This window comes from Bradyrhizobium sp. 147 (genome assembly GCF_023073935.1).
Classification (GTDB): Bacteria; Pseudomonadota; Alphaproteobacteria; order Rhizobiales; family Xanthobacteraceae; genus Bradyrhizobium.
This window is the reverse complement of the sequence record NZ_JADPKL010000120.1, coordinates 30201-51338: the sequence shown is the minus strand read 5'-3', so window position 1 is coordinate 51338 and position 21138 is coordinate 30201. Positions and strand designations below refer to the sequence as shown.

The window sequence follows — 21138 nt, the reverse complement described above, 5'->3', positions numbered from 1 at the left end:
TCAATGGCTGAAGCTGGTGCACGCCGTCCGTTTTTCCGTCGTCGCAAGAGCTGCCCGTTCACGGGCACCAATGCTCCCAAGATCGACTACAAGGACTCCAAGCTGCTGATGCGTTACGTCTCCGAGCGCGGCAAGATCGTGCCGAGCCGCATCACCGCGGTGTCCGCGAAGAAGCAGCGTGAGCTCGCCCGCGCCATCAAGCGCGCGCGGTTCCTGGGCCTCTTGCCCTACGTCATTCGCTGACGCGACCAATTCGACCGGCGGCCGCTGAGCCGCCGGTCCTCGCGTTCTGAACTCATAAGGCCTCCGGGTCGTCCGGTCGCCGATGGTTGGGGCAAACGACGCCTCTAACCGCTCGAAGGGAGCGGGACAGCTGATGATGGCCTTTGGACTGATAGCCCTGATCGCCGGCGCCGCGTCGGCGCTGATGTTCGCCTCGATCATCTCGGGCGCGCTGATCTCGCTCGTCCTGTTCTATCTCGCACCGCTGCCTCTGATGGTCGCCGCGATCGGCTGGGGGCCGCTTTGCGCGAGCCTCGGCGGCATTGCCGCCGCAATCGGCCTCGGCGCGCTGTTCGGCGTGCCCTACTGCATCGCCTTCGCCGTCACCGTCGCATTGCCGGCCTGGTGGCTCGGCCATCTCGTCCTGCTTGGCCGGCCGGTGGGAAGCGTCGCACCAGACGCCTCCGCGTTCGAGCCGCAAGCCGAGCCCGAGGTCGAGTGGTATCCGGTCGGCCGCATCCTGCTCTGGATCGCAGGCTTCGCCGCGCTGACCACCATTGCCGCCCTGCTCACGCTCGGCACCGACGCCGACACCATCAGCCTCACGCTGCGGCGAGGCCTGATGCGCCTCCTCCGCGCCGCCGATCCGCAAACTTCGGGTGAAGCCAGCCAGTTCGTCGACGCACTCGTGCGCATTGCACCGGCCGCCGCCACCATCGTCGCGATGATGACGCTGACTCTCAGCCTCTGGCTCAGCGCCAAGGTGACCGCGACGTCGGGCCGGCTGCGTCGCCCTTGGCCGGACCTGAAAACGGCCGAGCTGCCGCCGATGACGCTCGTGGCACTCTGCATCGCGCTCGCCTTCTGCTTCACCGGCGGGCTGCTCGCGATCGTCGCGCAGATCACCACGGCCGCGCTGATGATGGGCTATGCGCTGACCGGTTTTGCCGTGCTGCATACGCTGACGCTGGCGCTGAAGAGCCGCACCTTCTGGCTCGGCTCGACCTACGCCGTCGTCGTCGTGTTCGGATGGCCCGTCATCGCGATGGTGATCCTCGGTCTTGCGGATGCCGTGTTCGGCTTCCGCGAGCGCTTCCTGCGCAGCCGGCAGCCGCCGCCGCTGCCAACCTCTTAAGTCCAACCCCGGAAACTGAAACAGATCCCTTCAAAGGAGAACGAATATGGAAGTCATTTTGCTGGAACGCGTCACCAAGCTCGGCCAGATGGGCGAAGTCGTGAAGGTTCGCGACGGCTATGCCCGCAATTTTCTGCTCAAGCGCGGCAAGGCGCTGCGCGCCACCGCCGACAACCGTGCCAAGTACGACGGCATGAAGGCTGAGCTCGAGGCGCGCAACCTCCAGGCCAAGGGCGAAGCATCAAAGGTCGCCGAAAAGATCCAGGGCAAGAACATCATCGTGATCCGCCAGGCCTCCGAAGCCGGCCAGCTGTTCGGCTCGGTCACCGTGCGCGACATCGTCATGGCGTTCGAAACCGACGGCGTCCATCTTGACCGTCCGCAGGTGCAGCTCGACGCACCGATCAAGACCATCGGCAAGCACACGGTCACCGTCGCCGTTCACCCGGAGGTCGAGGTCGACATCACCGTGACGGTCGCGCGCAGTCAGGACGAGGCCGAGCGCATCAACCGCGGCGAGGACATCTCGACCCGCAACGAGGACCGCGACGCGGCCGCCGAGGCAATCGCCGCGGCCGGCGAGTTCTTCGATCCGGAAGCCCAGCACGACGAGGTCGAGCCGGCGCCGGCTACGGAAGAGAAGTAATTCCAATGTCGTCATTCCGGGATGGTCCGAAGGACCAGACCCGGAATCTCGAGATTCCGGGTTCTCGCTTCGCGAGCCCCGGAATGACGAGCTCAAAATCAGCCCGGTCGCCTCAGGCGGCCGGGCTTTTCGTTTTCGCGGCGACGTCCTCGCTCAACATCGAAATCGAGGCCAGCGCCGTTGCCGTGTGCTTCTCGACGCCGTCGCTGACGCAGAATACGTCGGCCGCAACCACCGAGACCTGACGGCCCGGCTTGATTACGCGGGCACGGCAGATCAGCTTCTCGCCGACTGCAGGCGACAATAAATTGAGCTTGTACTCCGCCGTCAGCGCCGGCTGGCCACGCGAGGTCGCGGCTGCGATCGTTGTGGCGTTGTCGATCAGGAAGGCGGTGACGCCGCCGTGGAAGAAGCCGTGCTGCTGTAGCAGTTCCGGCCGGCGATCCACGGCGATGGTGCAGGTGCCGCGCGACAAGTCCGAAAGCTCGGCGCCGACCAGGTTCATGAAGCCCTGCCGGCCGACATTGGCGTGGATGCGTTCGGCAATCGGTGCGAACTCCGGATCAGCTGCGGCTGACATGCACTCTCTCCTGTTGCTCGTTGATGCGGTCGAACGGCCTTAGCGCCCGAATGGCGCAGGCGATCAGCATCTCGGCCTCCCCGCGAGGATCGGTGTGGTCACGTCCCGACAGGAAGGCGCGGCAGAAGATCTGCGCCGGCCCGATCAGTTGGCTGATGAACATTGCCGCCGTCATCGGCAAGAGCTCACCGCGTGCAACCAGCGGCGCGCGCCAGCGGTCGATGCCGTCGGCGAGGCGCGCGTTCTGCGCGCGCTGGGCTTCGCGAACCTCCTCGTCCCACTCGCTGCGGGAAATCTCGAAGAGGTAGCGCGCCTCGCGCCGGCTGGTCACGACCCACTCAAGATGCGCCCGGATCAGCCGATCGATGCCCTGCTCCGCACCGGGGACGGGATTGAGCGCGGTCAGCATTGCGGCGTGATAGTGCCGCAGGACCTGCAGGAACAGCGCACCGGCGAGCTCCTTCTTCGAGCCGAAGGCGTGAAAGAAGCTGCCATTGGAGGCGCGCGCGCGGGTGCGGATCGCAGTCACCGTCGCGGCTTCGAAACCAACGCGGTCGAACACGATCAGCCCGGCCGCCAACAGCTCGTCTCGCACGCTCGCCGTCATTGCCGCCTCCTAGAGCATTACTCTAGAGTGGCACTCTAGGCCTCGTCAATTCAATGCGGAGGCCGCGATCAAAGCGGTCGCGCATGTCCATCAAAACCAGGCTGGTTAGCGCGAGATCGGCGGCGTCGGCGGACCGGACGACTCGGCTGGCGCGGCAGGCGGAGCTGCAGCGGTTGCGGGAGGTGCCGGCGCCTTGGCCGGTTCGGAGCTGGCAGCAGGCGCAGTCGGCGTCGGAGCCGCCTCTCCCGTCGCTCTGGGCGCGGCCGGCTCGATCGGCGTCACGGTGGCTGGTGCAGACGGCATCACCTGCGGCACCGGATCGGGGCGCAGCGGCGGAGCTTCACTGCCGCGCGGCTCGACCTTCGCGGTATCAGGCATGGCGTCGGCGGGCTTCTCCGATGCCTTACCACTGTCGGGCTTGGTCTCGTCACGACCCGGCTCGACCTTGGCGCTGTCGGGCTTGGCCGTCTCAGGCTTCGGCTCGCTCTTCTTGTCTTCAGTGGCCGGCGCGGCGGCGTCGACCTTCGGTGCTTCCTCAGTGCCGGGCCTGCCGCGGCGCTTGGCTTTGCGCCCCTCGGGTGCTGCCTGGCCTTCGGATTTCATGCCTTCGTCAGCCGGCCGCGCAGCCCGCTTCTGGCGCGGGCCCTCGGCCGCAGGAGCGGACCCCTCGCCCTCCGGCTTGGCGGCCTCCTGCGAGCGCTGGCGGCGGCCCTGATGTTCGGACTGGCCCGGAGCTGTATTGGCTTCTCGCTCCCTGGCGCCGTCCTTCTTGTCCCTGCCGTCCTTGGCCTGATACCGGGCGTCGGTGGCACCATTGGAGACGAGGTAGGAGGCGAGGATACCCGCCATATCCGAGCTCGTGGTGTAGTGCTGGCGCAGGAAGCCCGGCAGCGAACTCGGCGCCACGGACTTCAGAAGTCCCCGCGGGCTCCTGTGGCAGGCATTGCAGGTCTGCGCGAAGAGCTGGGACGGAGTCTTGCCGGCCTCGAGGTTCGTTGCCTGCGCAAGCACGGTATCGGTTGCGCCGAAGCCGATCAGAAGCAGTACCGTCGCGAGACTGAACGCTCGGCTCGACATTTCCCATCATCTCCACTGAAATCCGAGAGGTGCAGCCGGCATCCCGCGCGGCGGCGGTCACCTTTTATCCGATTGAGCCGCGAATGGAAGCAGGCCCGCGCGCAAGGATGTGATTAAGCGCTTTTCGAATATCGGCTTTGAGCACAGCGCAATGGCGGAGCCGGAACTGGCTCGCTAGATTTTAGATGCAAACGCATAGGAACCGCTGCGGCGCCTGGGCGTCAGATATGAAGGCCGGGTTAGTCGCAAACTTTCGGGTCCGCTCGAGAGGAAATGCCGATGGACCGCTTGTTGCATAAGTTTCTGTCTCAATTCATCCGGCGCGGGTCGATGACGGTGACCAGCGCAAGCGGGAGGACGTTCACCGTCGGCGACGGCTCCGGCGCCCCGGTCGCAGTCCGTTTCGTCACGAAAGACGCAGAACGAAAAATCCTCATCAACCCCGAGCTCGGGCTTGGCGAAGCCTATATGGATGGCGAGTTCGTCGTCGAACACGGCACCATAGCTGATGCCCTCGCGATCCTGCTGGATCAACCCGACCTATTGCCGCAGTGGGCCAAACCGTGGTGGCACCTGCGCTATCTGACCCGCCACCTCAAGCAGTTCAATCCGCGCTCGCGCTCCCGCAGGAACGTGGCGCACCACTACGATCTCGACGCCCGGCTCTATTCGCTCTTTCTTGATGCTGACAAGCAATATAGCTGCGCCTATTTCGAGACGCCGGAGACCACGCTCGATGACGCGCAGCTCGCCAAGAAGCGGCACATCGCCGCGAAGCTGCTCGTCGGGGCGGGCCAGCGTGTGCTCGACATCGGCTCGGGCTGGGGCGGGCTCGGGCTCTATCTTGCCGAGATCGCGGGCGCCGACGTCACCGGCATCACTCTGTCCACCGAGCAATTGCGAATCGCCAATGCGCGCGCCGCCGAAAAGGGGCTGACGGGGTCGGCCAAATTCCTGCTGCAGGACTACCGCGACATCGAAGGCCCATTCGACCGCATCGTCTCGGTCGGCATGTTCGAGCATGTCGGCGCCCGCTTCTACGACACCTACTTCCAACGCTGCGCCGAGCTGCTGAGCGAGGACGGCGTCATGCTGCTGCACTCGATCGGCCGTTCGCAGGGACCGGACTCGACCAATCCCTGGATCGCCAAATACATCTTCCCCGGCGGCTACATCCCCGCTCTCTCCGAGGTGCTGCCGTCGATTGAGCGGGCGGGCCTATTGGTCTGCGACATCGAGATCCTGCGCCTGCACTACGCCGAGACGCTCAAAGCCTGGCGAGAGCGCTTCATGGCGCGGCGCGAGGAAGCCGTGCAGCTCTACGACGAGCGCTTCGCGCTGATGTGGGAGTTCTACCTGGCGGCCTGCGAAATGACCTTCCGCAAGCAGGCAATGATGAACTTCCAGATCCAGCTCACCCGGCGCCAAGGCGTCGTGCCGATGACGCGCGACTACATCGCGCGCGAAGAGGCCCGGCTGCGGGCCAACGAGGGCGGCGCCAAGCCCAGGCTGAAGCTTGCAGGTGAATAAGCCCTAATGATGCAGGCCGGAAATCTGGGAAAGCCGCAAGGAGGCGGTTAGCGCCAGTTGCGTCCGTAATTCCAAAAGCACTTCAGGTGCAACCGGCTGACGCCGCACTTCAGGCCGCTCGGCGTGCTCCATGGCCGCGATCAGTCCGGCTAGCCAAAGCCGGCTGCCTGCCTCGCTTCGCCACATCTGCTGCTGCCGTTCTGGCCGCATCGCTTGCGTCTCCCTGCTGGCGAGTCGGGGACAACCCCCTGCCCGCCGGCCTGTTCCGGCTCTACCCGAAAGAATCCGGGAAGATGTGATCTGCTTCACACAAAACTGGTCGGACTTGGCTTAGATCGTCGCCATGCGCAAAGAGACCCAAACCGCATTCGACGTGCAAAACGACCTCCGCACCGATTACGCCCTGATCGTCACCGGCATCGGGGCGGCCTTGGCTGCGCTGGTCTACCTCCTGCTGGTCTGAATCCGAGCCGAAAGCTCCCAGCGTGCGTCAATTCGCGCGTTCTTCGATAGGTCTGCGCGCCAATCCATAAGGTTCACGCCTTCAGGCTTTTTGCACGGCGCGGGTGCGTCCGCTCCCAAGCCGCACCCGGTTCCGCGAAAATCCGTCAAGCGCGGGGCGTGCTGCGGCGGCCAATCATCCACCATTTTCACTGAACGGTTGATAGCGGTCAGCTTTTGCTTCCGCTTTCGCCTGCAGCGGCGCTTTATCCCCGCCCCGCATCCGCCCTAGAAAATTGCTAAGCACGTCCGACCATGGCCCTGACTGATTCGAACGTTCTCAAACTCGCGCCCGACGCCGGAACGCCCGCCTATCGGAGCGCGCCACACAATATCGAGGCGGAACAGAGCCTCCTGGGCGCGATCCTCGTCAACAACGACGCCTTCTATCGCGTATCCGATTTCCTGGAGGCGAAGCATTTCTTCGAGCCGCTACACCAGACCATTTTCGAGACCGCCGGCAGCCTGATCCGAATGGGCAAGATCGCGACGCCCGTCACGCTGAAGACGTTCCTTCCCGCCGATACCGATGTCGGCGGCATGACCATCGGGCAATATCTGGCGCGGCTCGCCGCCGAAGCGACCACCATCATCAACGCCCAGGATTACGGCCGCACCGTCTACGACCTGTCGCTCAGGCGCGACCTGATCGGCATCGGCGAGGACATGGTCAATGTCGCATACGACGCGCCCGTCGATTTTCAGCCGCGGGCGCAGATTGAGGACGCCGAACGCAAGCTCTACGAACTTGCCGAGTCTGGCCGTTATGACGGCGGTTTCCAGAAATTCTCGCAGGCGCTGACGGTCGCCGTCGATCTTGCGGCGAAGGCGTTCCAGCGCGACGGAAAGCTGTCGGGCATCTCGACGGGCCTGCGCGATCTCGACACCAAGATGGGCGGCTTGCAGCATTCCGACCTCATCATCGTGGCGGGACGTCCCGGCATGGGCAAGACCTCGCTGGCGACCAACATCGCCTACAACGTCGCGCAAGCCTATGTTCCGGAACTCCAGGCCGATGGCACCATGAAGGCCGCCAATGGCGGCGTGATCGGCTTCTTCTCCTGCGAAATGTCGGCCGACCAGCTCGCCACGCGTATCGTGGCCGAGCGCACCGGCATCCCCTCCTCGCACATCCGCCGCGGCGGCATCACGGAAGCCGATTTCGAGAAGATCCGCCAGGTCTCGATCGAGCTGCAATCGCTGCCGTTCTATGTCGACGCCACCGGCGGCCTGTCGATCGCGCAGCTGATGGCGCGCGCCCGGCGGCTCAAGCGCCAGAAGGGCCTCGATCTCCTGGTGATCGACTACATCCAGCTGTTGTCCGGCTCGGGCAAGCGCGCCAGCGACAGCCGCGTGCAGGAAATCACGGAGATTACGACCAGCCTGAAGGCGCTGGCGAAGGAGCTCAACGTCCCCGTGATCGCGCTGTCTCAGCTCTCGCGTCAGGTGGAATCGCGTGACGACAAGCGGCCGCAGCTCTCGGACCTGCGCGAATCCGGCTCGATCGAGCAGGACGCCGACGTCGTGCTGTTCGTGTTCCGCGAGGAATATTACCTCGCCATGAAGGAGCCGCGTCCCGGCACTGAGGAGCACGCCAAATGGCAGGCCGACATGGAACGCACGGTCGGCCGGGCCGAAGTCATCATCGGCAAGCAGCGCCATGGCCCGACCGGCACGGTCGAGCTGCACTTCGACGCCTCGGTCACCCGCTTCGGCGACCTCGCCCATGACGGCCAATTGCCGGATCGCAGCGACTATTAGAAACTGTTCCCCGGGTTGAACCCCTCGGGTCTCTTGCGTAAAACGGCGCCATGACAATGGCGTCCGACCCGAAAACGATCCCCCAATCCGGTCTTCTCTCCGCGGAGGCCAGTCAGGCTGCCGCGCTCGCCGCCTATGGCGGCGTACTCACCGTCGATCTCGACGCCATCATCGCCAATTGGCGCAAGCTCGAGAAGACGGCGGTGCCGGCCGAGTGCTCGGCGGTTATCAAGGCCGACGCCTATGGCTGCGGCGCCGCCGAAGTCGCGCGTGCCCTGAGCAAGGCCGGCTGCAAGACCTTCTTCGTCGCCACCATAGAGGAAGCGCGCAAGGTGCGCGCGGCCGTGCCGGAGCCCACGATCTACGTGCTCAGCGGCTATTTCCAGAACACCGGCGAGCACTATGCGAAGATCAATTGCCGGCCGGTGATCGGCGACCTCAACGAGCTCGCCGAATGGGACGTGTTCTGCCGCCGCACCGGCTGGACCGGAGGCGCCGCTGTTCACATCGACACCGGCATGAACCGGCTCGGCCTGACGCTTGCGGAAGCGCAGGCCATCATCCCCCGAATCAATGCCGGCGATCACGGCATCACGCTGGTGATGAGCCATCTGGTCTCGGCCGAGCAGCTCAACAGCCCGGTGAATGCAAGACAACTCGCAGCCTTCCGCGGCATCGCCAGCGAGTTCTCAGGCGTGCCGGCGGCGCTCGCCAATTCCTCCGGTATCTTCCTCGGCGCGCCCTTCCAGTTCGACATGGTGCGGCCGGGGGCCGCACTCTACGGCGTCAATCCGACGCCGGAGGCCGACAATCCGATGCAGCAAGTCGTGGATCTCAAGGCGCGCATCGTGCAGATCCGCACGATCGAGCGCGGCGAGACCGTCGGCTATGGCGGCACCTGGACCGCACGGCGGCCGACCAAGCTCGCGATCATTGCGGTCGGCTATGCCGACGGCTATTTCCGCGCCGCCAGCTCCAATGACGGCACCCGCGGCGCCGAAGTCATCGTGGCCGGAAAACGTTGCCCGGTCGCGGGCCGCATCTCGATGGACCTGATCGCAATCGATATCACCGACCTGCCGCCGAACGCGGCGCGGCGCGGCCACATGGTGACGCTGCTCGGCGAGGGCATTACCGTCGACGAGCTCGCGCATCATTTCGGCACGATCGGCTATGAGGTGCTGACCAGCCTCGGCCGCCGCTATGCCCGCCTCTACAAGGGCGGCAATATCGTGGAGCCGCTGACAAAGCCAGCTGCCGCACAGGCGGGTGAGCAGCCGCCCTCCCCGCCGCCGGTGGAGCAGCCGGCAAGCCCGCCGCCGCTGCGGAGCTGAACAGCTCGTCGCTTACTTCTTTTTCCGGTTGTCCAGCGCCGCCTTGCAGGTCGCGCTGAGCTGATCGCGCTTGCCGTTGAGACAGGCGACGATGCCGCCGCCGGGCGCGATGCCGGCGCAGAATTTGTCATAGTCCGCCTTGCACGCACCGCGCGGATCGGACGATTGTGCCGATGCGCCTCCGGAGAACGCGATGACGAGTGCGATGGCAACAAAGCTCAACTTGGACATTGTGTCTCCGGAATCGGAAGGCAGAAGCGTCAGCCCTACATGAAGATTGCGACATTCAACATCAACAACGTCAATCGCCGCTTGCCCAATCTCTTGGCATGGCTGCGGATCGCGAAGCCCGATGTCGTCGCGCTTCAGGAGTTGAAGGCAAGTGATGGCGAATTTCCGGCGGCGACCATCGAAAAAGCCGGCTATGGCGCAGTCTGGCGTGGACAAAAGACCTGGAATGGCGTCGCCATCCTCGCCCGCAGCGCCGAGCCGGTGCTCACCCGCGATCGCTTGCCGGGGACGACCGACGATCACGAAGCCCGCTATATCGAAGCCGCCGTACGCGGCGTCATCGTCACCAGCATCTATCTGCCGAACGGCAACCCGCAGCCGGGGCCGAAATTCGATTACAAGCTGGACTGGTTCGCGCGGCTGAGGCGCCACGCCAAGAGCTTCATCAAGCAGGAGCTACCGGTGGTGCTCGCCGGCGACTACAACGTCGCGCCGACCGCGATCGACATCTATCCGACGCGCTCATGGGACAAGGATGCGCTGATCCAGCCGAAGAGCCGTGCGGCGTTTGCCTCACTGGTCGAACAAGGCTGGTGCGACGCGATCCGCGAACTGCATCCCCAAGAGCGCATCTACACGTTCTGGGACTACAAGCGAAACCGCTGGCCGCGCGATGCGGGCCTGCGGCTCGATCATCTGCTGCTCAGCCCTGCCCTCGCCCCGCGCCTGGTCAAAGCCGGCGTCGACAAGAAGATCCGCGGCGAGGATGGCGCGAGCGATCACGCGCCGGCGTGGATCGTGTTGCGGTGACTCCTCACCACAGATTCCTGCCGTCGATCACGTTCACGGGTAAGGCGTCCAGATCGAAATCGTCGAACAGGCGCGCATTCACGGCGACCTTGGGATTTTCGAAATCGGGCTTGCCCGTCGACCAGTCCGGCGATTCCGAATAGGTGCCGCAGCCGCAATTCGCGCAGAAGTGATGTTTGACAGAGCGGCTGCCCCAGAGATTAGGTCGCGACGTTGTCGGGGGGCGACAGCAGGCGGAACTGGGCCGGCGTGTAATAGGCCCATAGCGCGCCGCGCTTGGTGCAGAGCGTGCAGGTGCAGCGCGTCACGCTCGACGGCGCTTCCGTCACCTCGAAGACCGTCTCACCGCAATGACAGCTTGCCTCGATCGGCATGACCTCTCTCCGTTTTGTCAGGACATGGTCGTAGCCGGCCGCTGCTGCCAACATGCTGTCAGCAGCCTCGCCAATGGATTTCAAACCCACACGGATGGCGGTCTTCCGGTCGCTCCAACACAAACATGGAAAACAACCCCATGCACAGTAGCCGACCCCTGTCCGCTCAACAGGTTACGCGCATTCCGAATTCGATTTGGTTCAAGAGCCTCTTGACCTCAGCGGTGCTGGTTATCATACTGGTCTGACCAAGATCAGACCAAGAGACCGGGATGGAGCTCAAGCGGGCGGCTGAAGGCGAAAAAGGGTTCGAGAAGGTGTTCGCCTTCTTGCGCGAGCGCCTGCTGGCGGGCTCGCTCAAGCCCGGCGACCGGCTGATTTCCGAACGCGAGCTGGCGACCCTGCTCGGGGTCAGCCGGCCGATTGTCCGCGAAGCGCTGCGGGCCCTGACCGTCCTCGGCATCGTCGAGATCCGCCACCGCATCGGCACCGTGGTGACGCGGCCGGACGTCTCCGTGTTGAATGATTTCTTCACCTTTGCGCTGGCCCAACAGGCGGACATGCTCGATGACGTCATGCAGGCCCGCGTAGCGATCGAATGCCAGGCGATCAGGCTGGCCTGCGAACGCGCCAACATAGCCGATTTCGAACGTCTCCAACGCGCGCTGGCAAAAATCGGAGAAACAATCGACGAGGCGGATGCCGGCGGCATGGCCGACTTCGACTTCCATCGCGCCATTGTCGTCGCCTCGCATTCGGAGACGTTGTCGGTTCTACACAGTTCGATGGGGGGCCTGCTGACGCATTCGCACCGCAGCCGCCGCGAGTTGGTCCAGGCCTTCCCGTCGATGAAGACGTATCTGATCGATGATCACCGGCGCATCTTCGAAGCGGTCATTGCACGTGATCCGGAGCGCGCAGATGCGACGCTGCGCAAGCATTTTGCCATCGGCGACGAATACCGGCGGCGCGCCGTTGCCGGCGACATCGACAAGGCCAGCGCCTCAGGCTGATCGCGGCCAATCGATCAAGAAGCCAATCAAGCAAGAAACCAATCAAGCAAGAAACGGACTGACACCATGGGACGGAACGACAAGGGCAATGTCGGCTTCATCGGCATCGGCACGATGGGACGCGAGATGGTGCGCAACCTGCTGGCGGCCGGCCACGCGGTTCGCGTCTTCGATCTGAACGAAGCCGCGCTGGCGGAAAGCCTCAAGGAAGGTGCGACCCGCACCGACAGCCCCGCCGAGGCCGCGCAAGGCGCCGACATCGTCATCACCATGCTGCCCGACACGCCCCATGTCGAGGCGACGATTTACGGCGACCACGGCCTCCTGGAGTCCCCTCCTCCCGGCAAGCTGATCGTCGACATGAGCACGATCTCGCCGGTCGCCGTCCGTCGTATCCATGCCGAGCTGCAAAAAGCCGGCGTCGGCTTCATCGACGCGCCGGTCTCGGGCGGGCCTGTGGGCGCCAAGAACGCTGCGCTCTCGATCATGGCCGGTGGCGATGCTGAAGCCTTTGCCAAAGCCGAGCCGTTCTTCCGTGCGATGGGCACGACCATCACGCATGTCGGAGCCTCCGGCGCTGGCCAGACCGTCAAACTCTGCAACCAGCTGATCTGCGGCATCAACATCCAGGCCATTTGCGAGGCGCTTGCGCTCGGGCGCGCCTCCGGGGTCGATCTCAACCTGCTGCGTCGGGTGCTGCTCGGCGGCTCGGCGGCCTCGTGGATGCTCGACAAGCTCGGCCCGTCCATGATCGAGGGCGACGTCGGCGCCGGCTTCCGCATCGACCTGATGCTGAAAGACCTGCGCCTGGTGCAGGAGCACGCGCAGGCGCTGAACGTGCCGCTGCCCGGCACTGCGCTCGTCACCAGTCAATATGTCGATGCGCGCGCGCATGGCGAAGGCAGCTACGGCAACCAGGCGCTGTTCCGTGTCTATGACCGCATGACCAACCAGGTGACGGGCTGAACTCGATACGATGACCCTCCAACTCGACTTTCCCGCAGTGCTGGAGCGCTGGCCAAGTTTTCTGGCCGGCGCCGCGCTCACGTTGGAGTTGGCATTCTTCGCGACCGTGCTCGGCGCCCTGCTCGGAACGCTTGCGGCGGTCGGGCGCGGCACGCACAACGCGCTGATCGCGGGCGCCTGCAAGGTCTATGTCGAGACCATCCGCAACACCCCACTGCTCGTGCAGATCTTCCTGGTTTATTTCGGCCTCGCCAGCCTTGGCCTAAAATACTCCGCCTTCACCGTGGCGGTGGCCGCGCTGACCATCAATGTCGGCGCCTATACCGCCGAGATCATGCGGGCCGGCTTTGAGGCGATCCCGCGCGGACAGATCGAGGCCGCCGAAGGGCTGGCACTGTCGCGCCTCCAGATCTACTGGCACATCATCCTGCTGCCCGCGATCGAGAAGGTCTATCCGGCGCTGACCAGCCAATTCGTGCTGCTGATGCTGGCCTCCTCGGTCTGCTCGCAGATCTCGGCCGAGGAGCTCACCGCAGTCGCGAACTACATCCAGTCGGACACCTATCGCGCCTTCGAGACCTACATCATCGTGGCCGTGCTCTACGTCATCCTGTCGTTGGTGATGCGCGCGGGCTTCTGGGGCCTCGGCCTCGTGCTGTTTCCGCGCCGGCGCCGGCTCGGCACGCCGTTGTGAGATGACCATGGGCGGACATCTCAACATCAATCATCTGATGTTCCTCGGCCAGGGCGCGCTGTGGACGATCGGATTGTCCATGATCGCGCTGATCGGCGGCGGCATCGTCGGCTTCGTGATTGCGCTGGCGCGGATCTCGCCGCTCAAATCGGTGCGGATCGCCAGTGCCGTCTATGTCCAGCTCGTCCAGGGCACGCCGCTGCTCGTCATTCTGTTCCTCGGCTATTTCGGCTTGGCCGCCATCGGCCTGAAGGTCTCGCCGCTCGCCGCGGCCGGCGCCTCGCTGACGCTCTATGTTGCCGCCTATCTCGGCGAGATCTGGCGCGGCTGCATCGAGTCCGTGCCGAAGCCGCAATGGGAAGCTGCCGAAGGCCTGGCGCTGAGCCGGACCCAGCGCATGATCAAGGTGATCCTGCCGCAGGCGATCCGCATCGCGACGCCTCCGACCGTCGGCTTCATGGTGCAGATCATCAAGAACACCTCGCTCGCCTCCGTCGTTGGCTTCGTCGAGCTGATGCGCTCGGGCCAGATCGTCAACAACTCGCTGTTCGAGCCGTTCGCCATCTACGCCATCATCGCCGCCACCTACTTCGCCATGTGCTATCCCCTGTCGCTGTTCAGCCAGAGGCTGGAACGGCGGATGGGGTATGGCAGGTCCAACCTCGCGCCGGCCTGACATGCAACAAAACGCCCTCTCCTCCGAGCCCATCGTGTCGCTCCGCGACGTCCAGAAAAGCTTTGGCCCGCTGCGGGTGCTCGACGGCGTCTCCTTTGCCGTCGAACGCGGCGAGGTGCTGGCGCTGATCGGGCGCTCCGGCTCTGGCAAGAGCACGGCGCTGCGCTGCATCGACCGCTTCGAGAAGGTGGACGGCGGCGAGATCGTCGTCTGCGGACACAGGGTCGACCGGCCGGACGTCGATCTGCGTGCGCTGCGCCAGGACGTCGGCATCGTGTTCCAGAGCTACAATCTGTTTCCGCACCTCACGATCGAGCAGAACATCACGCTCGCGCCGTGCGCCGTGAAGGGCCTGACCGCTTCGCAAGCCAAGGACCTCGCGCGAAAAGTGCTCGCACAGGTCGGGCTCGAGGAGAAACTGCATGCCTATCCCGAACAGCTCTCCGGCGGCCAGCAGCAGCGCGCCGCGATCGCCCGTTCGCTCGCGATGCAGCCGAAGGTGATGCTGTTCGACGAGGTCACCTCCGCGCTCGATCCGGAGCTCACCGGCGAAGTGCTGAAAGTGATCGAGCAGCTCGCGGCTGATGGCATGACCATGGTGATGGTCACCCACGAGATGGGCTTTGCCAAAGGCATCGCCGACCGGATCGTCTTCATGCATCGCGGCAAGGTCCACGAGACCGGGCCGGCCTCGATCCTGACGTCGCCGGCAACGCCCGAGCTCATGCAATTCGTGGGCACTGGAAACCTGAAATCATAACAGGAGAGGAGAACCAAAGGATGACAAACAGGACATTGCTGGGGGCGGCCGCGCTGTGCTGCCTCGTCATGATATCGGCCGCGCCGGCATCTGCCGATCTGCTCGACGACATCACGAAGGCGAAGAAAATCCGCATCTCGACGGACCTTGCCATCCCGCCGTCGGGCATGATGGATTCCACGATGAAGCCAACCGGCTCCGACGTCGAAGTCGCCCAGCTGCTCGCCAAGGATTGGGGGCTCGAGCTGGAATTCATCCAGACCACCGGCGCGACCCGCATCCCCAACGTCCTGACCGGCAAGGCCGACATCATCATCTCGACCCTGTCGGTGACGCCGGACCGCGCCAAGGTGATCGACTTCACCAAGCGCTATGCGACGCTGCAATCCGATATCGGCTGCCTGAAATCGTCGGCCGTCAAGGACTGGCCCGACCTGAAGGACAAGCCGATCGGCGTCTCGCGCGGCACCACGCAGGACACGACGCTGTCCAACATGAAGGACAAGGACCTCAAGATCGCCCGCTACGACGACGATGCCACGATGGTGACGGCGGCCGTCTCCGGCCAGGTCGACTGCGTCGCCTCGTCCGCGACGATCATCAACCAGATCGGGGTGAAGAACCCCTCGCGGGTGTTCGAGTCCAGGATTCCGCTGGCGACCTTCGACCTCGCCATCGGCCTGAAGAAGGGCGAGCAGCGCCTGATGGACAAGCTCAACGCCTGGATCACCGAGAACGTCAAGAACGGCAAGCTCAACGCGATCTACAAGAAATTCCACGGCGTCGAACTGCCGCCCGACATGCGCAGCTGAATCAAACGGACAATCGTGACAGCCGCATACGGCTGTCACGATCAATGCAAGATCAAGAAGGATATTACATGCGTCTCGTCATCGGATCCGACCACGCCGGCTGGCCGCTCAAGCGGACCGTCATCGATCACATCCGCAAGCTCGGCCACGACGTTATCGACGTCGGCTCCTATGACGACAAGCCGGTGGACTTCCCCGACATCGCGCGCGCCGTGGCGCAGAAGGTGACTTCGGGCGAAGCCGCGCGCGGCATCATGGTGTGCGGCACCGGCGTCGGCGCCTCGATCGCGGCCAACAAGATGAAGGGCATCCGCGCCGCGGTGTGCCATGACGTCCATTCCGCCCATCAGAGCGTCGAGCACGACGACGTCAACGTCATGTGCATCGGCGCGCAGATCGTCGGCGCCTGGCTCGCCGTGGATCTCGTGTCCTCCTACCTCTCGGCCGAATTCTCGAGCGACGAGGATTTCCGCCGCCGCGTGGAGAAGCTGCGCGTCATGGACGAGCAAGGCTGACCGTCTCTCCATGACCCTGGTGTTCGGTCGCCGGCCGATACGAAGCGGTCGGCGATACCTTTGTCGGCGCATTCGCAGCCATGCTCAGGGAAAGCGTGTCGCTGCAGCGCGCTCGTGGTAAGCTGCGAAGCCGCGGCATTGAAATGTCTCAAAGCCGGCGGCCAGACCGGCATGTCGATGCGTAGCGCGATCGGTTCCCTCGCCTCACGGATCGCCCATATCGCTGGGCGCGGCTAAACTCTCCCGATTCGGGGAGCCCATTTTGGCCTTTCTCTTCGTCCTCAGCGTCGGCCTCATCGCCGGCACCATCTCCGGCATCGTCGGCACCGGCTCGTCGATCATGCTGATGCCGGTGCTGGTCTATGCCTATGGGCCGAAGGAAGCCGTGCCGATCATGGCGGTGGCCTCCGTGATGGCGAACTTTGCGCGGATTTTGGCGTGGTGGCGAGAGGTCGACTGGCGGGCTTGCGCGGCCTATTCGGTGACGGGCATTCCGGCGGCAGCGCTCGGCGCACGGACGCTGCTGGCGCTGCCCGCGCACGCGGTCGATCTCACCATCGGCATCTTCCTGATCGCGATGGTTCCGGTGCGGCACTGGTTGGCGCGGCACGACCTGAAGGCCAATCTGTGGCATCTCGCGATCGGCGGTGCCGTCATCGGCTATCTCACCGGCATCGTGGTCTCGACTGGCCCGCTCAGCGTGCCCTTGTTTCTGTTTTACGGGCTCAGCAAGGGCGCGTTCCTCGCGACTGAAGCCGCCTCGTCGCTTGGCCTCTATTTCGCGAAATCCGTGACGTTCGAGCGCTTCGGCGCCCTGACCGGCGAGGTCTTTGTCAAGGGCCTGATCGCGGGCGCCTCGCTGATGTCGGGCGCCTTCGTCGCGAAGCGTTTCGTGCTGCACCTGAAGCCGGAGATGTTTCGCCTGCTGATGGACGCGATCATGGTCGCGGCCGGGCTCTCCATGCTATGGAACGCGACTCAATCTCCTTGAGCACGAATCGCTATCTCCATGGCCAAGACCACCCTCTCTTTCGTCTGCCAGAACTGCGGCGCGGCCTATAATCGCTGGCAGGGCAAGTGCGAGTCCTGCGGCGAGTGGAACACGCTGGCCGAGGAGGACACCAGCGGCAGCGTGCCGGTGTCGATCCGCTCCAAACGCAAGGGACGGACGTTTGCGCTGGAGAGCCTTGCCGGAAGAAGCCCGGATGCGCCGCGTCTGTCGTCAGGGATGACCGAGCTCGACCGCGTCACCGGCGGCGGGTTCGTCCGCGGCTCGGTGCTGCTGGTCGGCGGCGATCCCGGCATCGGCAAATCCACCCTGCTGACGCAGGCGACCAGCCTGCTGGCGCGCGCCGGCCACCGCGTCGTCTACATCTCCGGCGAAGAGGCGGTCGCGCAGGTGCGCCTGCGCGCAGAGCGGCTTGGGCTGTCGGATGCGCCGGTGCAGCTCGCCGCCGAGACTTCGGTGGAGGACATCGTCTCGACGCTGTCGGAGGGCGCGGTGCCCCGGCTGATCGTGATCGACTCGATCCAGACGATGTGGACCGATACGGTGGAATCCGCGCCCGGCACCGTGACCCAGGTCCGTGCCTCGGCGCAGGCGCTGATCCGCTTTGCCAAGAAGACCGGTGCCGCCATCATCCTGGTCGGCCACGTCACCAAGGACGGCCAGATCGCCGGCCCCCGTGTGGTCGAGCACATGGTCGATGGCGTGATGTCGTTCGAGGGCGAAGGCTCGCAGCAGTTCCGCATCCTGCGGGCGGTGAAGAACCGGTTCGGGCCGACCGACGAGATCGGCGTATTCGAGATGACAGGCCTCGGCCTGCGCGAGGTCACCAACCCCTCCGAGCTGTTCCTGTCCGAGCGCGATCTCGGCACGCCCGGCACCGCCGTGTTCGCAGGAATCGAGGGCACAAGGCCCGTCCTGGTCGAATTGCAGGCACTCGTGGCTCCGACCTCGCTCGGCACCCCGCGCCGGGCCGTCGTCGGCTGGGACCCGGGCCGGCTCTCGATGGTGCTGGCGGTGCTGGAAGCCCATTGCGGGGTCAAGCTGTCCGGCCATGACGTCTATCTCAACGTCGCCGGCGGCTTGCGCATCAACGAGCCGGCGGCGGATCTGGCGGCTGCGGCAGCACTGGTGTCGTCGCTGGTTAATGCGCAGTTACCGACCGATGCCGTCTATTTCGGTGAGATCTCGCTGTCCGGCGTCGTCCGCCCCGTCGCGCAGACCCCAGCCCGGCTGAAGGAAGCGGCAAAACTCGGCTTCCAGCGCGCCGTGCTGCCCGAATCGGCCCGGGGTGAGACCAGCGGCGATGCCGGGTTGTCGCTGAACGCGGTCAACAGCCTGACGACATTGGTGGCCGAAATCGCCGCCCGCGGCTCGCGCCGGGGCGAATCGAACGGGCCGGCCGAGAAAAATGCCACACCGGCAAGATTCCGCCGTGGAGATGGTTAGCCGGAGGTGACGTCGGAGGCCCCCGCCGCTATACAGCCGTCACAAAAGCAGCATGGGATTGCGTGGTTGCGGCCTTGCCGGGAACGCCGTCTGCCCGTCTTTTAGGGCGGCGGCCAAACACCGATTCGCTAGAGCACCTTTGAGAGTACGAGCGGACCAGACCAGCCGATGCCAGTAACACTCCTCGACCTGATCCTGCTCGGTGTGATGCTGATTTCGGGCCTGCTCGCCATGGTCCGCGGCTTCATGCGCGAAATCCTGTCGATCGCAGCCTGGGGCGCTGCCGCGATCGTCACGCTGTACTCCTTCTCGAAGCTGCTGCCGACCGCCAAGACCTATTTCAACAACGACACTGTGGCGAGCGTGGTCGTGGTCGCCGGCGTATTCGTGGGCACCCTGGTCGTGGTCTCCGTGATCACGGTCCGAATCTCGGACATGATCCTGGATTCGCGCATCGGCGCGCTGGACCGCACGCTCGGCTTCCTGTTCGGCCTGGCTCGCGGGCTTTTGATCGTCGTGGTCGCCTTCCTGTTCTTCACCTGGCTGGTTCCAGACAAGCAGCGTCCGGACTGGGTTACAGGGGCGAAATCCCGCGTGGTGCTCCAGGGAACCGGGGATTGGCTGATGGCCCTCTTGCCCGACGACCCCGAGAACACCATCTTGAAGAGATTCAAGAAAAACAAACCAGATGATGATCAAGCTGAATCCGAGCAGCAGCCTTCGGGCAGTGGCGACGGATACAGTAAACCGGCTCGTGACAGCCTGAAAAAGCTGATCGAGAAACCTGCGGCGCGTTGATTGGCCCTAAAGAAAGGCGCGGACGAGATGCGACACCCTGACCAGGACGCCCAGCTTGATCTCGATCCAAGGGCCGGTTTGGGCCCGGCCGCTCTGGAGGTCCAGGACGATCTGGAGGGGGATACGCTGCGAGAGGAATGCGGCGTGTTCGGCATCTACGGCCACCCCGATGCCGCCGCCATCACCGCGCTCGGTCTCCACGCTCTTCAGCACCGCGGCCAGGAAGCCGCCGGCATCGTCTCCTACGACGGCAGCCGCTTTCACTCAGAACGCCGCCTCGGCCTGGTCGGCGACACCTTCTCCCGTCGCGAGGTGATCGACCGCCTGCCCGGCAATGTCGCGGTCGGCCATGTCCGCTATTCCACCACCGGCGCCACCATCCTGCGCAACGTGCAGCCGCTGTTCGCCGAGCTCAACGCCGGCGGCCTTGCGGTCGCGCATAACGGCAACCTCACCAACGGCCTGACACTGCGCCGCGAGCTCGTGAAGAACGGTGCGATGATGCAATCGACCACCGACACCGAGGTGATCCTGCATTTGGTTGCGCGCTCCAAGCGCAGCCGTTTCATCGAGCGCTATGTCGACGCGCTGCGCGAGATCGAAGGTGCCTATGCGCTGGTCTCGCTGACCAACAAGAAGCTGGTCGGCGCGCGCGATCCGCGCGGCATTCGTCCGCTCGTGCTCGGCGAGCTCGACGGCTGTCCGATCCTGACCTCGGAGACCTGCGCCCTCGACATCATCGGCGCGCGCTTCGTGCGCGACATCGAGCCCGGCGAAGTCATCGTGTTCGACGAGAACGGCCAGGACATCCACAAGCCGTTCCCGCCGATGGCACCGCGCCCCTGCATCTTCGAGTATATCTACTTCTCCCGTCCGGATTCCATCGTCCACGGCCGTTCGGTCTACGAGGTGCGCAAGAACTTCGGTGCGCAGCTCGCGCGCGAGAGCCACGTCCCGGTCGACGTCGTGGTGCCGGTGCCGGATTCCGGCGTGCCCGCGGCGGTCGGCTACAGCCAGTTCTCCGGCGTGCCGTTCGAGCTCGGCATCATCCGCAACCATTATGTCGGCCGTACCTTCATCCAGCCGACGCAGGCGATCCGCGAATCCGGCGTGCGCATGAAGCACTCGGCCAACCGCGCTGCGATCGAAGGCAAGCGCATCATCCTGATCGACGACTCGCTGGTGCGCGGCACCACCTCGAAGAAGATCGTGCGCATGATGCGCGATGCGGGTGCGACCGAAGTGCACTTCCGCCTCGCTTCGCCGCCGATCCTCTATCCCGATTATTACGGCATCGACCTGCCCGACCGCGGCGGCCTGCTCGCGGCGACGCATTCGCTGGAGGAAATGCGCGAGATCATCGGCGCCGACTCGCTCGCCTTCCTGTCGATCGACGGCATGTACCGCGCCATGGGCGAGCCGGGCCGCGACCCCGCCAATCCGAAATTCTCGGACCACTGCTTCACCGGGGCGTATCCGACCCATCTCACCGACCAGACCCAGACCGAGCCGCAGCCGCGGCAGCTCTCGCTGCTTGCCGAGGCGAGCTGACCTCCTGCTGTCATTCCGGGGCGCGCGCAGCGCGAACTATGGTGCGCAATTGCGCACCTGAGAATCTCGAGATTCCGGGTTCGATGCTTC

General features: G+C 64.8%; 22 protein-coding genes and 1 pseudogene. 18 read left to right on the top strand and 5 right to left on the bottom strand.

What is annotated here, in order from left to right; all coding sequences use genetic code 11:
- The first annotated feature begins 3 nt into the window (after positions 1 to 3).
- The 3 genes from rpsR (at position 4) to rplI (ending at position 2003) form a co-directional block, all read left to right on the top strand.
- Positions 4 to 243: a 30S ribosomal protein S18 gene (gene rpsR, locus IVA87_RS29205; RefSeq protein ID WP_212371059.1), complete on the top strand. Its 240-nt coding sequence runs from the start codon at positions 4 to 6 to the stop codon at positions 241 to 243.
- 133 nt (positions 244 to 376) lie between these two features.
- Complete coding sequence (locus IVA87_RS29200; RefSeq protein ID WP_247304299.1) at positions 377 to 1357, top strand: DUF2232 domain-containing protein; 981 nt, start codon at positions 377 to 379, stop codon at positions 1355 to 1357.
- A 46-nt stretch (positions 1358 to 1403) separates the two neighbouring features.
- Positions 1404 to 2003: a 50S ribosomal protein L9 gene (rplI, locus tag IVA87_RS29195; protein WP_247281624.1), complete on the top strand. Its 600-nt coding sequence runs from the start codon at positions 1404 to 1406 to the stop codon at positions 2001 to 2003.
- 112 nt (positions 2004 to 2115) lie between these two features.
- Here rplI and IVA87_RS29190 read toward each other — a convergent pair whose 3' ends face one another.
- The 3 genes from IVA87_RS29190 to IVA87_RS29180 form a co-directional block, all read right to left on the bottom strand.
- Entirely contained in the window at positions 2116 to 2583 is a 468-nt protein-coding gene (locus IVA87_RS29190; protein WP_247304300.1) for a PaaI family thioesterase, read from the bottom strand.
- Positions 2567 to 3190, bottom strand: coding sequence for a TetR/AcrR family transcriptional regulator (locus tag IVA87_RS29185; protein ID WP_247336380.1), 624 nt, complete (start codon positions 3188 to 3190; stop codon positions 2567 to 2569). The genes IVA87_RS29190 and IVA87_RS29185 overlap by 17 nt, the downstream gene beginning before the upstream one ends.
- Positions 3191 to 3295: 105 nt before the next feature.
- Positions 3296 to 4267 carry a hypothetical protein gene (locus IVA87_RS29180; protein WP_247304304.1) on the bottom strand — a complete coding sequence of 324 codons (972 nt, stop codon included), beginning with the start codon at positions 4265 to 4267 and terminating at the stop codon, positions 3296 to 3298.
- Between the two features lie 279 nt (positions 4268 to 4546).
- Between IVA87_RS29180 and IVA87_RS29175 the strand changes: the two genes are divergently transcribed.
- From IVA87_RS29175 to alr, 3 genes are all read left to right on the top strand, one after another.
- Positions 4547 to 5797, top strand: a complete 1251-nt coding sequence (locus tag IVA87_RS29175) for a cyclopropane-fatty-acyl-phospholipid synthase family protein (protein ID WP_247304306.1) — start codon at positions 4547 to 4549, stop codon at positions 5795 to 5797.
- A 756-nt stretch (positions 5798 to 6553) separates the two neighbouring features.
- Positions 6554 to 8059, top strand: a complete 1506-nt coding sequence (locus IVA87_RS29170; protein ID WP_247281630.1) for a replicative DNA helicase — start codon at positions 6554 to 6556, stop codon at positions 8057 to 8059.
- A 56-nt stretch (positions 8060 to 8115) separates the two neighbouring features.
- Complete coding sequence (alr, locus tag IVA87_RS29165; protein WP_247304610.1) at positions 8116 to 9393, top strand: alanine racemase; 1278 nt, start codon at positions 8116 to 8118, stop codon at positions 9391 to 9393.
- A 12-nt stretch (positions 9394 to 9405) separates the two neighbouring features.
- Here the strand turns inward: alr and IVA87_RS29160 are convergent, their stop codons facing one another.
- Entirely contained in the window at positions 9406 to 9624 is a 219-nt protein-coding gene (locus tag IVA87_RS29160) for a cysteine rich repeat-containing protein (protein ID WP_212304524.1), read from the bottom strand.
- A 39-nt stretch (positions 9625 to 9663) separates the two neighbouring features.
- Between IVA87_RS29160 and IVA87_RS29155 the strand changes: the two genes are divergently transcribed.
- Positions 9664 to 10434: an exodeoxyribonuclease III gene (locus IVA87_RS29155; RefSeq protein ID WP_247304308.1), complete on the top strand. Its 771-nt coding sequence runs from the start codon at positions 9664 to 9666 to the stop codon at positions 10432 to 10434.
- 4 nt (positions 10435 to 10438) lie between these two features.
- Here the strand turns inward: IVA87_RS29155 and IVA87_RS29150 are convergent.
- Positions 10439 to 10808: pseudogene (locus IVA87_RS29150) on the bottom strand (GFA family protein).
- A 272-nt stretch (positions 10809 to 11080) separates the two neighbouring features.
- Between IVA87_RS29150 and IVA87_RS29145 the strand changes: the two are divergent.
- From IVA87_RS29145 to purF, 11 genes are all read left to right on the top strand, one after another.
- On the top strand, positions 11081 to 11821 hold the full coding sequence (locus IVA87_RS29145) for a FadR/GntR family transcriptional regulator (RefSeq protein ID WP_247304310.1): 741 nt from the start codon (positions 11081 to 11083) through the stop codon (positions 11819 to 11821).
- Between the two features lie 9 nt (positions 11822 to 11830).
- Positions 11831 to 12787, top strand: coding sequence for an NAD(P)-dependent oxidoreductase (locus IVA87_RS29140; protein ID WP_346657728.1), 957 nt, complete (start codon positions 11831 to 11833; stop codon positions 12785 to 12787).
- A gap of 10 nt (positions 12788 to 12797) precedes the next feature.
- Positions 12798 to 13481 (top strand): amino acid ABC transporter permease, encoded by a 684-nt coding sequence (locus IVA87_RS29135; RefSeq protein ID WP_247281635.1) that lies wholly within the window; start codon positions 12798 to 12800, stop codon positions 13479 to 13481.
- 7 nt (positions 13482 to 13488) lie between these two features.
- Positions 13489 to 14157, top strand: coding sequence for an amino acid ABC transporter permease (locus tag IVA87_RS29130; RefSeq protein WP_247304314.1), 669 nt, complete (start codon positions 13489 to 13491; stop codon positions 14155 to 14157).
- A 1-nt stretch (position 14158) separates the two neighbouring features.
- Complete coding sequence (locus IVA87_RS29125; protein ID WP_247304316.1) at positions 14159 to 14917, top strand: amino acid ABC transporter ATP-binding protein; 759 nt, start codon at positions 14159 to 14161, stop codon at positions 14915 to 14917.
- 20 nt (positions 14918 to 14937) lie between these two features.
- Positions 14938 to 15729 (top strand): transporter substrate-binding domain-containing protein, encoded by a 792-nt coding sequence (locus tag IVA87_RS29120; protein WP_247304318.1) that lies wholly within the window; start codon positions 14938 to 14940, stop codon positions 15727 to 15729.
- 68 nt (positions 15730 to 15797) lie between these two features.
- Positions 15798 to 16244 (top strand): ribose 5-phosphate isomerase B, encoded by a 447-nt coding sequence (gene rpiB / locus IVA87_RS29115; RefSeq protein ID WP_247336376.1) that lies wholly within the window; start codon positions 15798 to 15800, stop codon positions 16242 to 16244.
- A 262-nt stretch (positions 16245 to 16506) separates the two neighbouring features.
- Positions 16507 to 17235, top strand: coding sequence for a sulfite exporter TauE/SafE family protein (locus tag IVA87_RS29110; protein WP_247336373.1), 729 nt, complete (start codon positions 16507 to 16509; stop codon positions 17233 to 17235).
- A gap of 18 nt (positions 17236 to 17253) precedes the next feature.
- Positions 17254 to 18699, top strand: a complete 1446-nt coding sequence (gene radA, locus IVA87_RS29105) for a DNA repair protein RadA (RefSeq protein ID WP_247336370.1) — start codon at positions 17254 to 17256, stop codon at positions 18697 to 18699.
- Positions 18700 to 18867: 168 nt separating this feature from the next.
- Positions 18868 to 19497: a CvpA family protein gene (locus IVA87_RS29100; protein WP_018317599.1), complete on the top strand. Its 630-nt coding sequence runs from the start codon at positions 18868 to 18870 to the stop codon at positions 19495 to 19497.
- Positions 19498 to 19524: 27 nt separating this feature from the next.
- Positions 19525 to 21048, top strand: a complete 1524-nt coding sequence (gene purF, locus IVA87_RS29095; RefSeq protein WP_247281643.1) for an amidophosphoribosyltransferase — start codon at positions 19525 to 19527, stop codon at positions 21046 to 21048.
- Positions 21049 to 21138 lie beyond the last annotated feature (90 nt).

What these genes read in the sequence shown, in the direction of transcription:
- rpsR (WP_212371059.1), top strand. Translation starts at nt 4, where the DNA reads ATGGCTGAAGCTGGTGCACGCCGTCCGTTTTTCCGTCGTCGCAAGAGC.
- IVA87_RS29200 (WP_247304299.1), top strand. Translation starts at nt 377, where the DNA reads ATGATGGCCTTTGGACTGATAGCCCTGATCGCCGGCGCCGCGTCGGCG.
- rplI (WP_247281624.1), top strand. Translation starts at nt 1,404, where the DNA reads ATGGAAGTCATTTTGCTGGAACGCGTCACCAAGCTCGGCCAGATGGGC.
- IVA87_RS29190 (WP_247304300.1), bottom strand. Translation starts at nt 2,583, where the DNA reads ATGTCAGCCGCAGCTGATCCGGAGTTCGCACCGATTGCCGAACGCATC.
- IVA87_RS29185 (WP_247336380.1), bottom strand. Translation starts at nt 3,190, where the DNA reads ATGACGGCGAGCGTGCGAGACGAGCTGTTGGCGGCCGGGCTGATCGTG.
- IVA87_RS29180 (WP_247304304.1), bottom strand. Translation starts at nt 4,267, where the DNA reads ATGTCGAGCCGAGCGTTCAGTCTCGCGACGGTACTGCTTCTGATCGGC.
- IVA87_RS29175 (WP_247304306.1), top strand. Translation starts at nt 4,547, where the DNA reads ATGGACCGCTTGTTGCATAAGTTTCTGTCTCAATTCATCCGGCGCGGG.
- IVA87_RS29170 (WP_247281630.1), top strand. Translation starts at nt 6,554, where the DNA reads ATGGCCCTGACTGATTCGAACGTTCTCAAACTCGCGCCCGACGCCGGA.
- alr (WP_247304610.1), top strand. Translation starts at nt 8,116, where the DNA reads ATGGCGTCCGACCCGAAAACGATCCCCCAATCCGGTCTTCTCTCCGCG.
- IVA87_RS29160 (WP_212304524.1), bottom strand. Translation starts at nt 9,624, where the DNA reads ATGTCCAAGTTGAGCTTTGTTGCCATCGCACTCGTCATCGCGTTCTCC.
- IVA87_RS29155 (WP_247304308.1), top strand. Translation starts at nt 9,664, where the DNA reads ATGAAGATTGCGACATTCAACATCAACAACGTCAATCGCCGCTTGCCC.
- IVA87_RS29145 (WP_247304310.1), top strand. Translation starts at nt 11,081, where the DNA reads ATGGAGCTCAAGCGGGCGGCTGAAGGCGAAAAAGGGTTCGAGAAGGTG.
- IVA87_RS29135 (WP_247281635.1), top strand. Translation starts at nt 12,798, where the DNA reads ATGACCCTCCAACTCGACTTTCCCGCAGTGCTGGAGCGCTGGCCAAGT.
- IVA87_RS29130 (WP_247304314.1), top strand. Translation starts at nt 13,489, where the DNA reads ATGGGCGGACATCTCAACATCAATCATCTGATGTTCCTCGGCCAGGGC.
- IVA87_RS29125 (WP_247304316.1), top strand. Translation starts at nt 14,159, where the DNA reads ATGCAACAAAACGCCCTCTCCTCCGAGCCCATCGTGTCGCTCCGCGAC.
- IVA87_RS29120 (WP_247304318.1), top strand. Translation starts at nt 14,938, where the DNA reads ATGACAAACAGGACATTGCTGGGGGCGGCCGCGCTGTGCTGCCTCGTC.
- rpiB (WP_247336376.1), top strand. Translation starts at nt 15,798, where the DNA reads ATGCGTCTCGTCATCGGATCCGACCACGCCGGCTGGCCGCTCAAGCGG.
- radA (WP_247336370.1), top strand. Translation starts at nt 17,254, where the DNA reads ATGGCCAAGACCACCCTCTCTTTCGTCTGCCAGAACTGCGGCGCGGCC.
- IVA87_RS29100 (WP_018317599.1), top strand. Translation starts at nt 18,868, where the DNA reads ATGCCAGTAACACTCCTCGACCTGATCCTGCTCGGTGTGATGCTGATT.
- purF (WP_247281643.1), top strand. Translation starts at nt 19,525, where the DNA reads ATGCGACACCCTGACCAGGACGCCCAGCTTGATCTCGATCCAAGGGCC.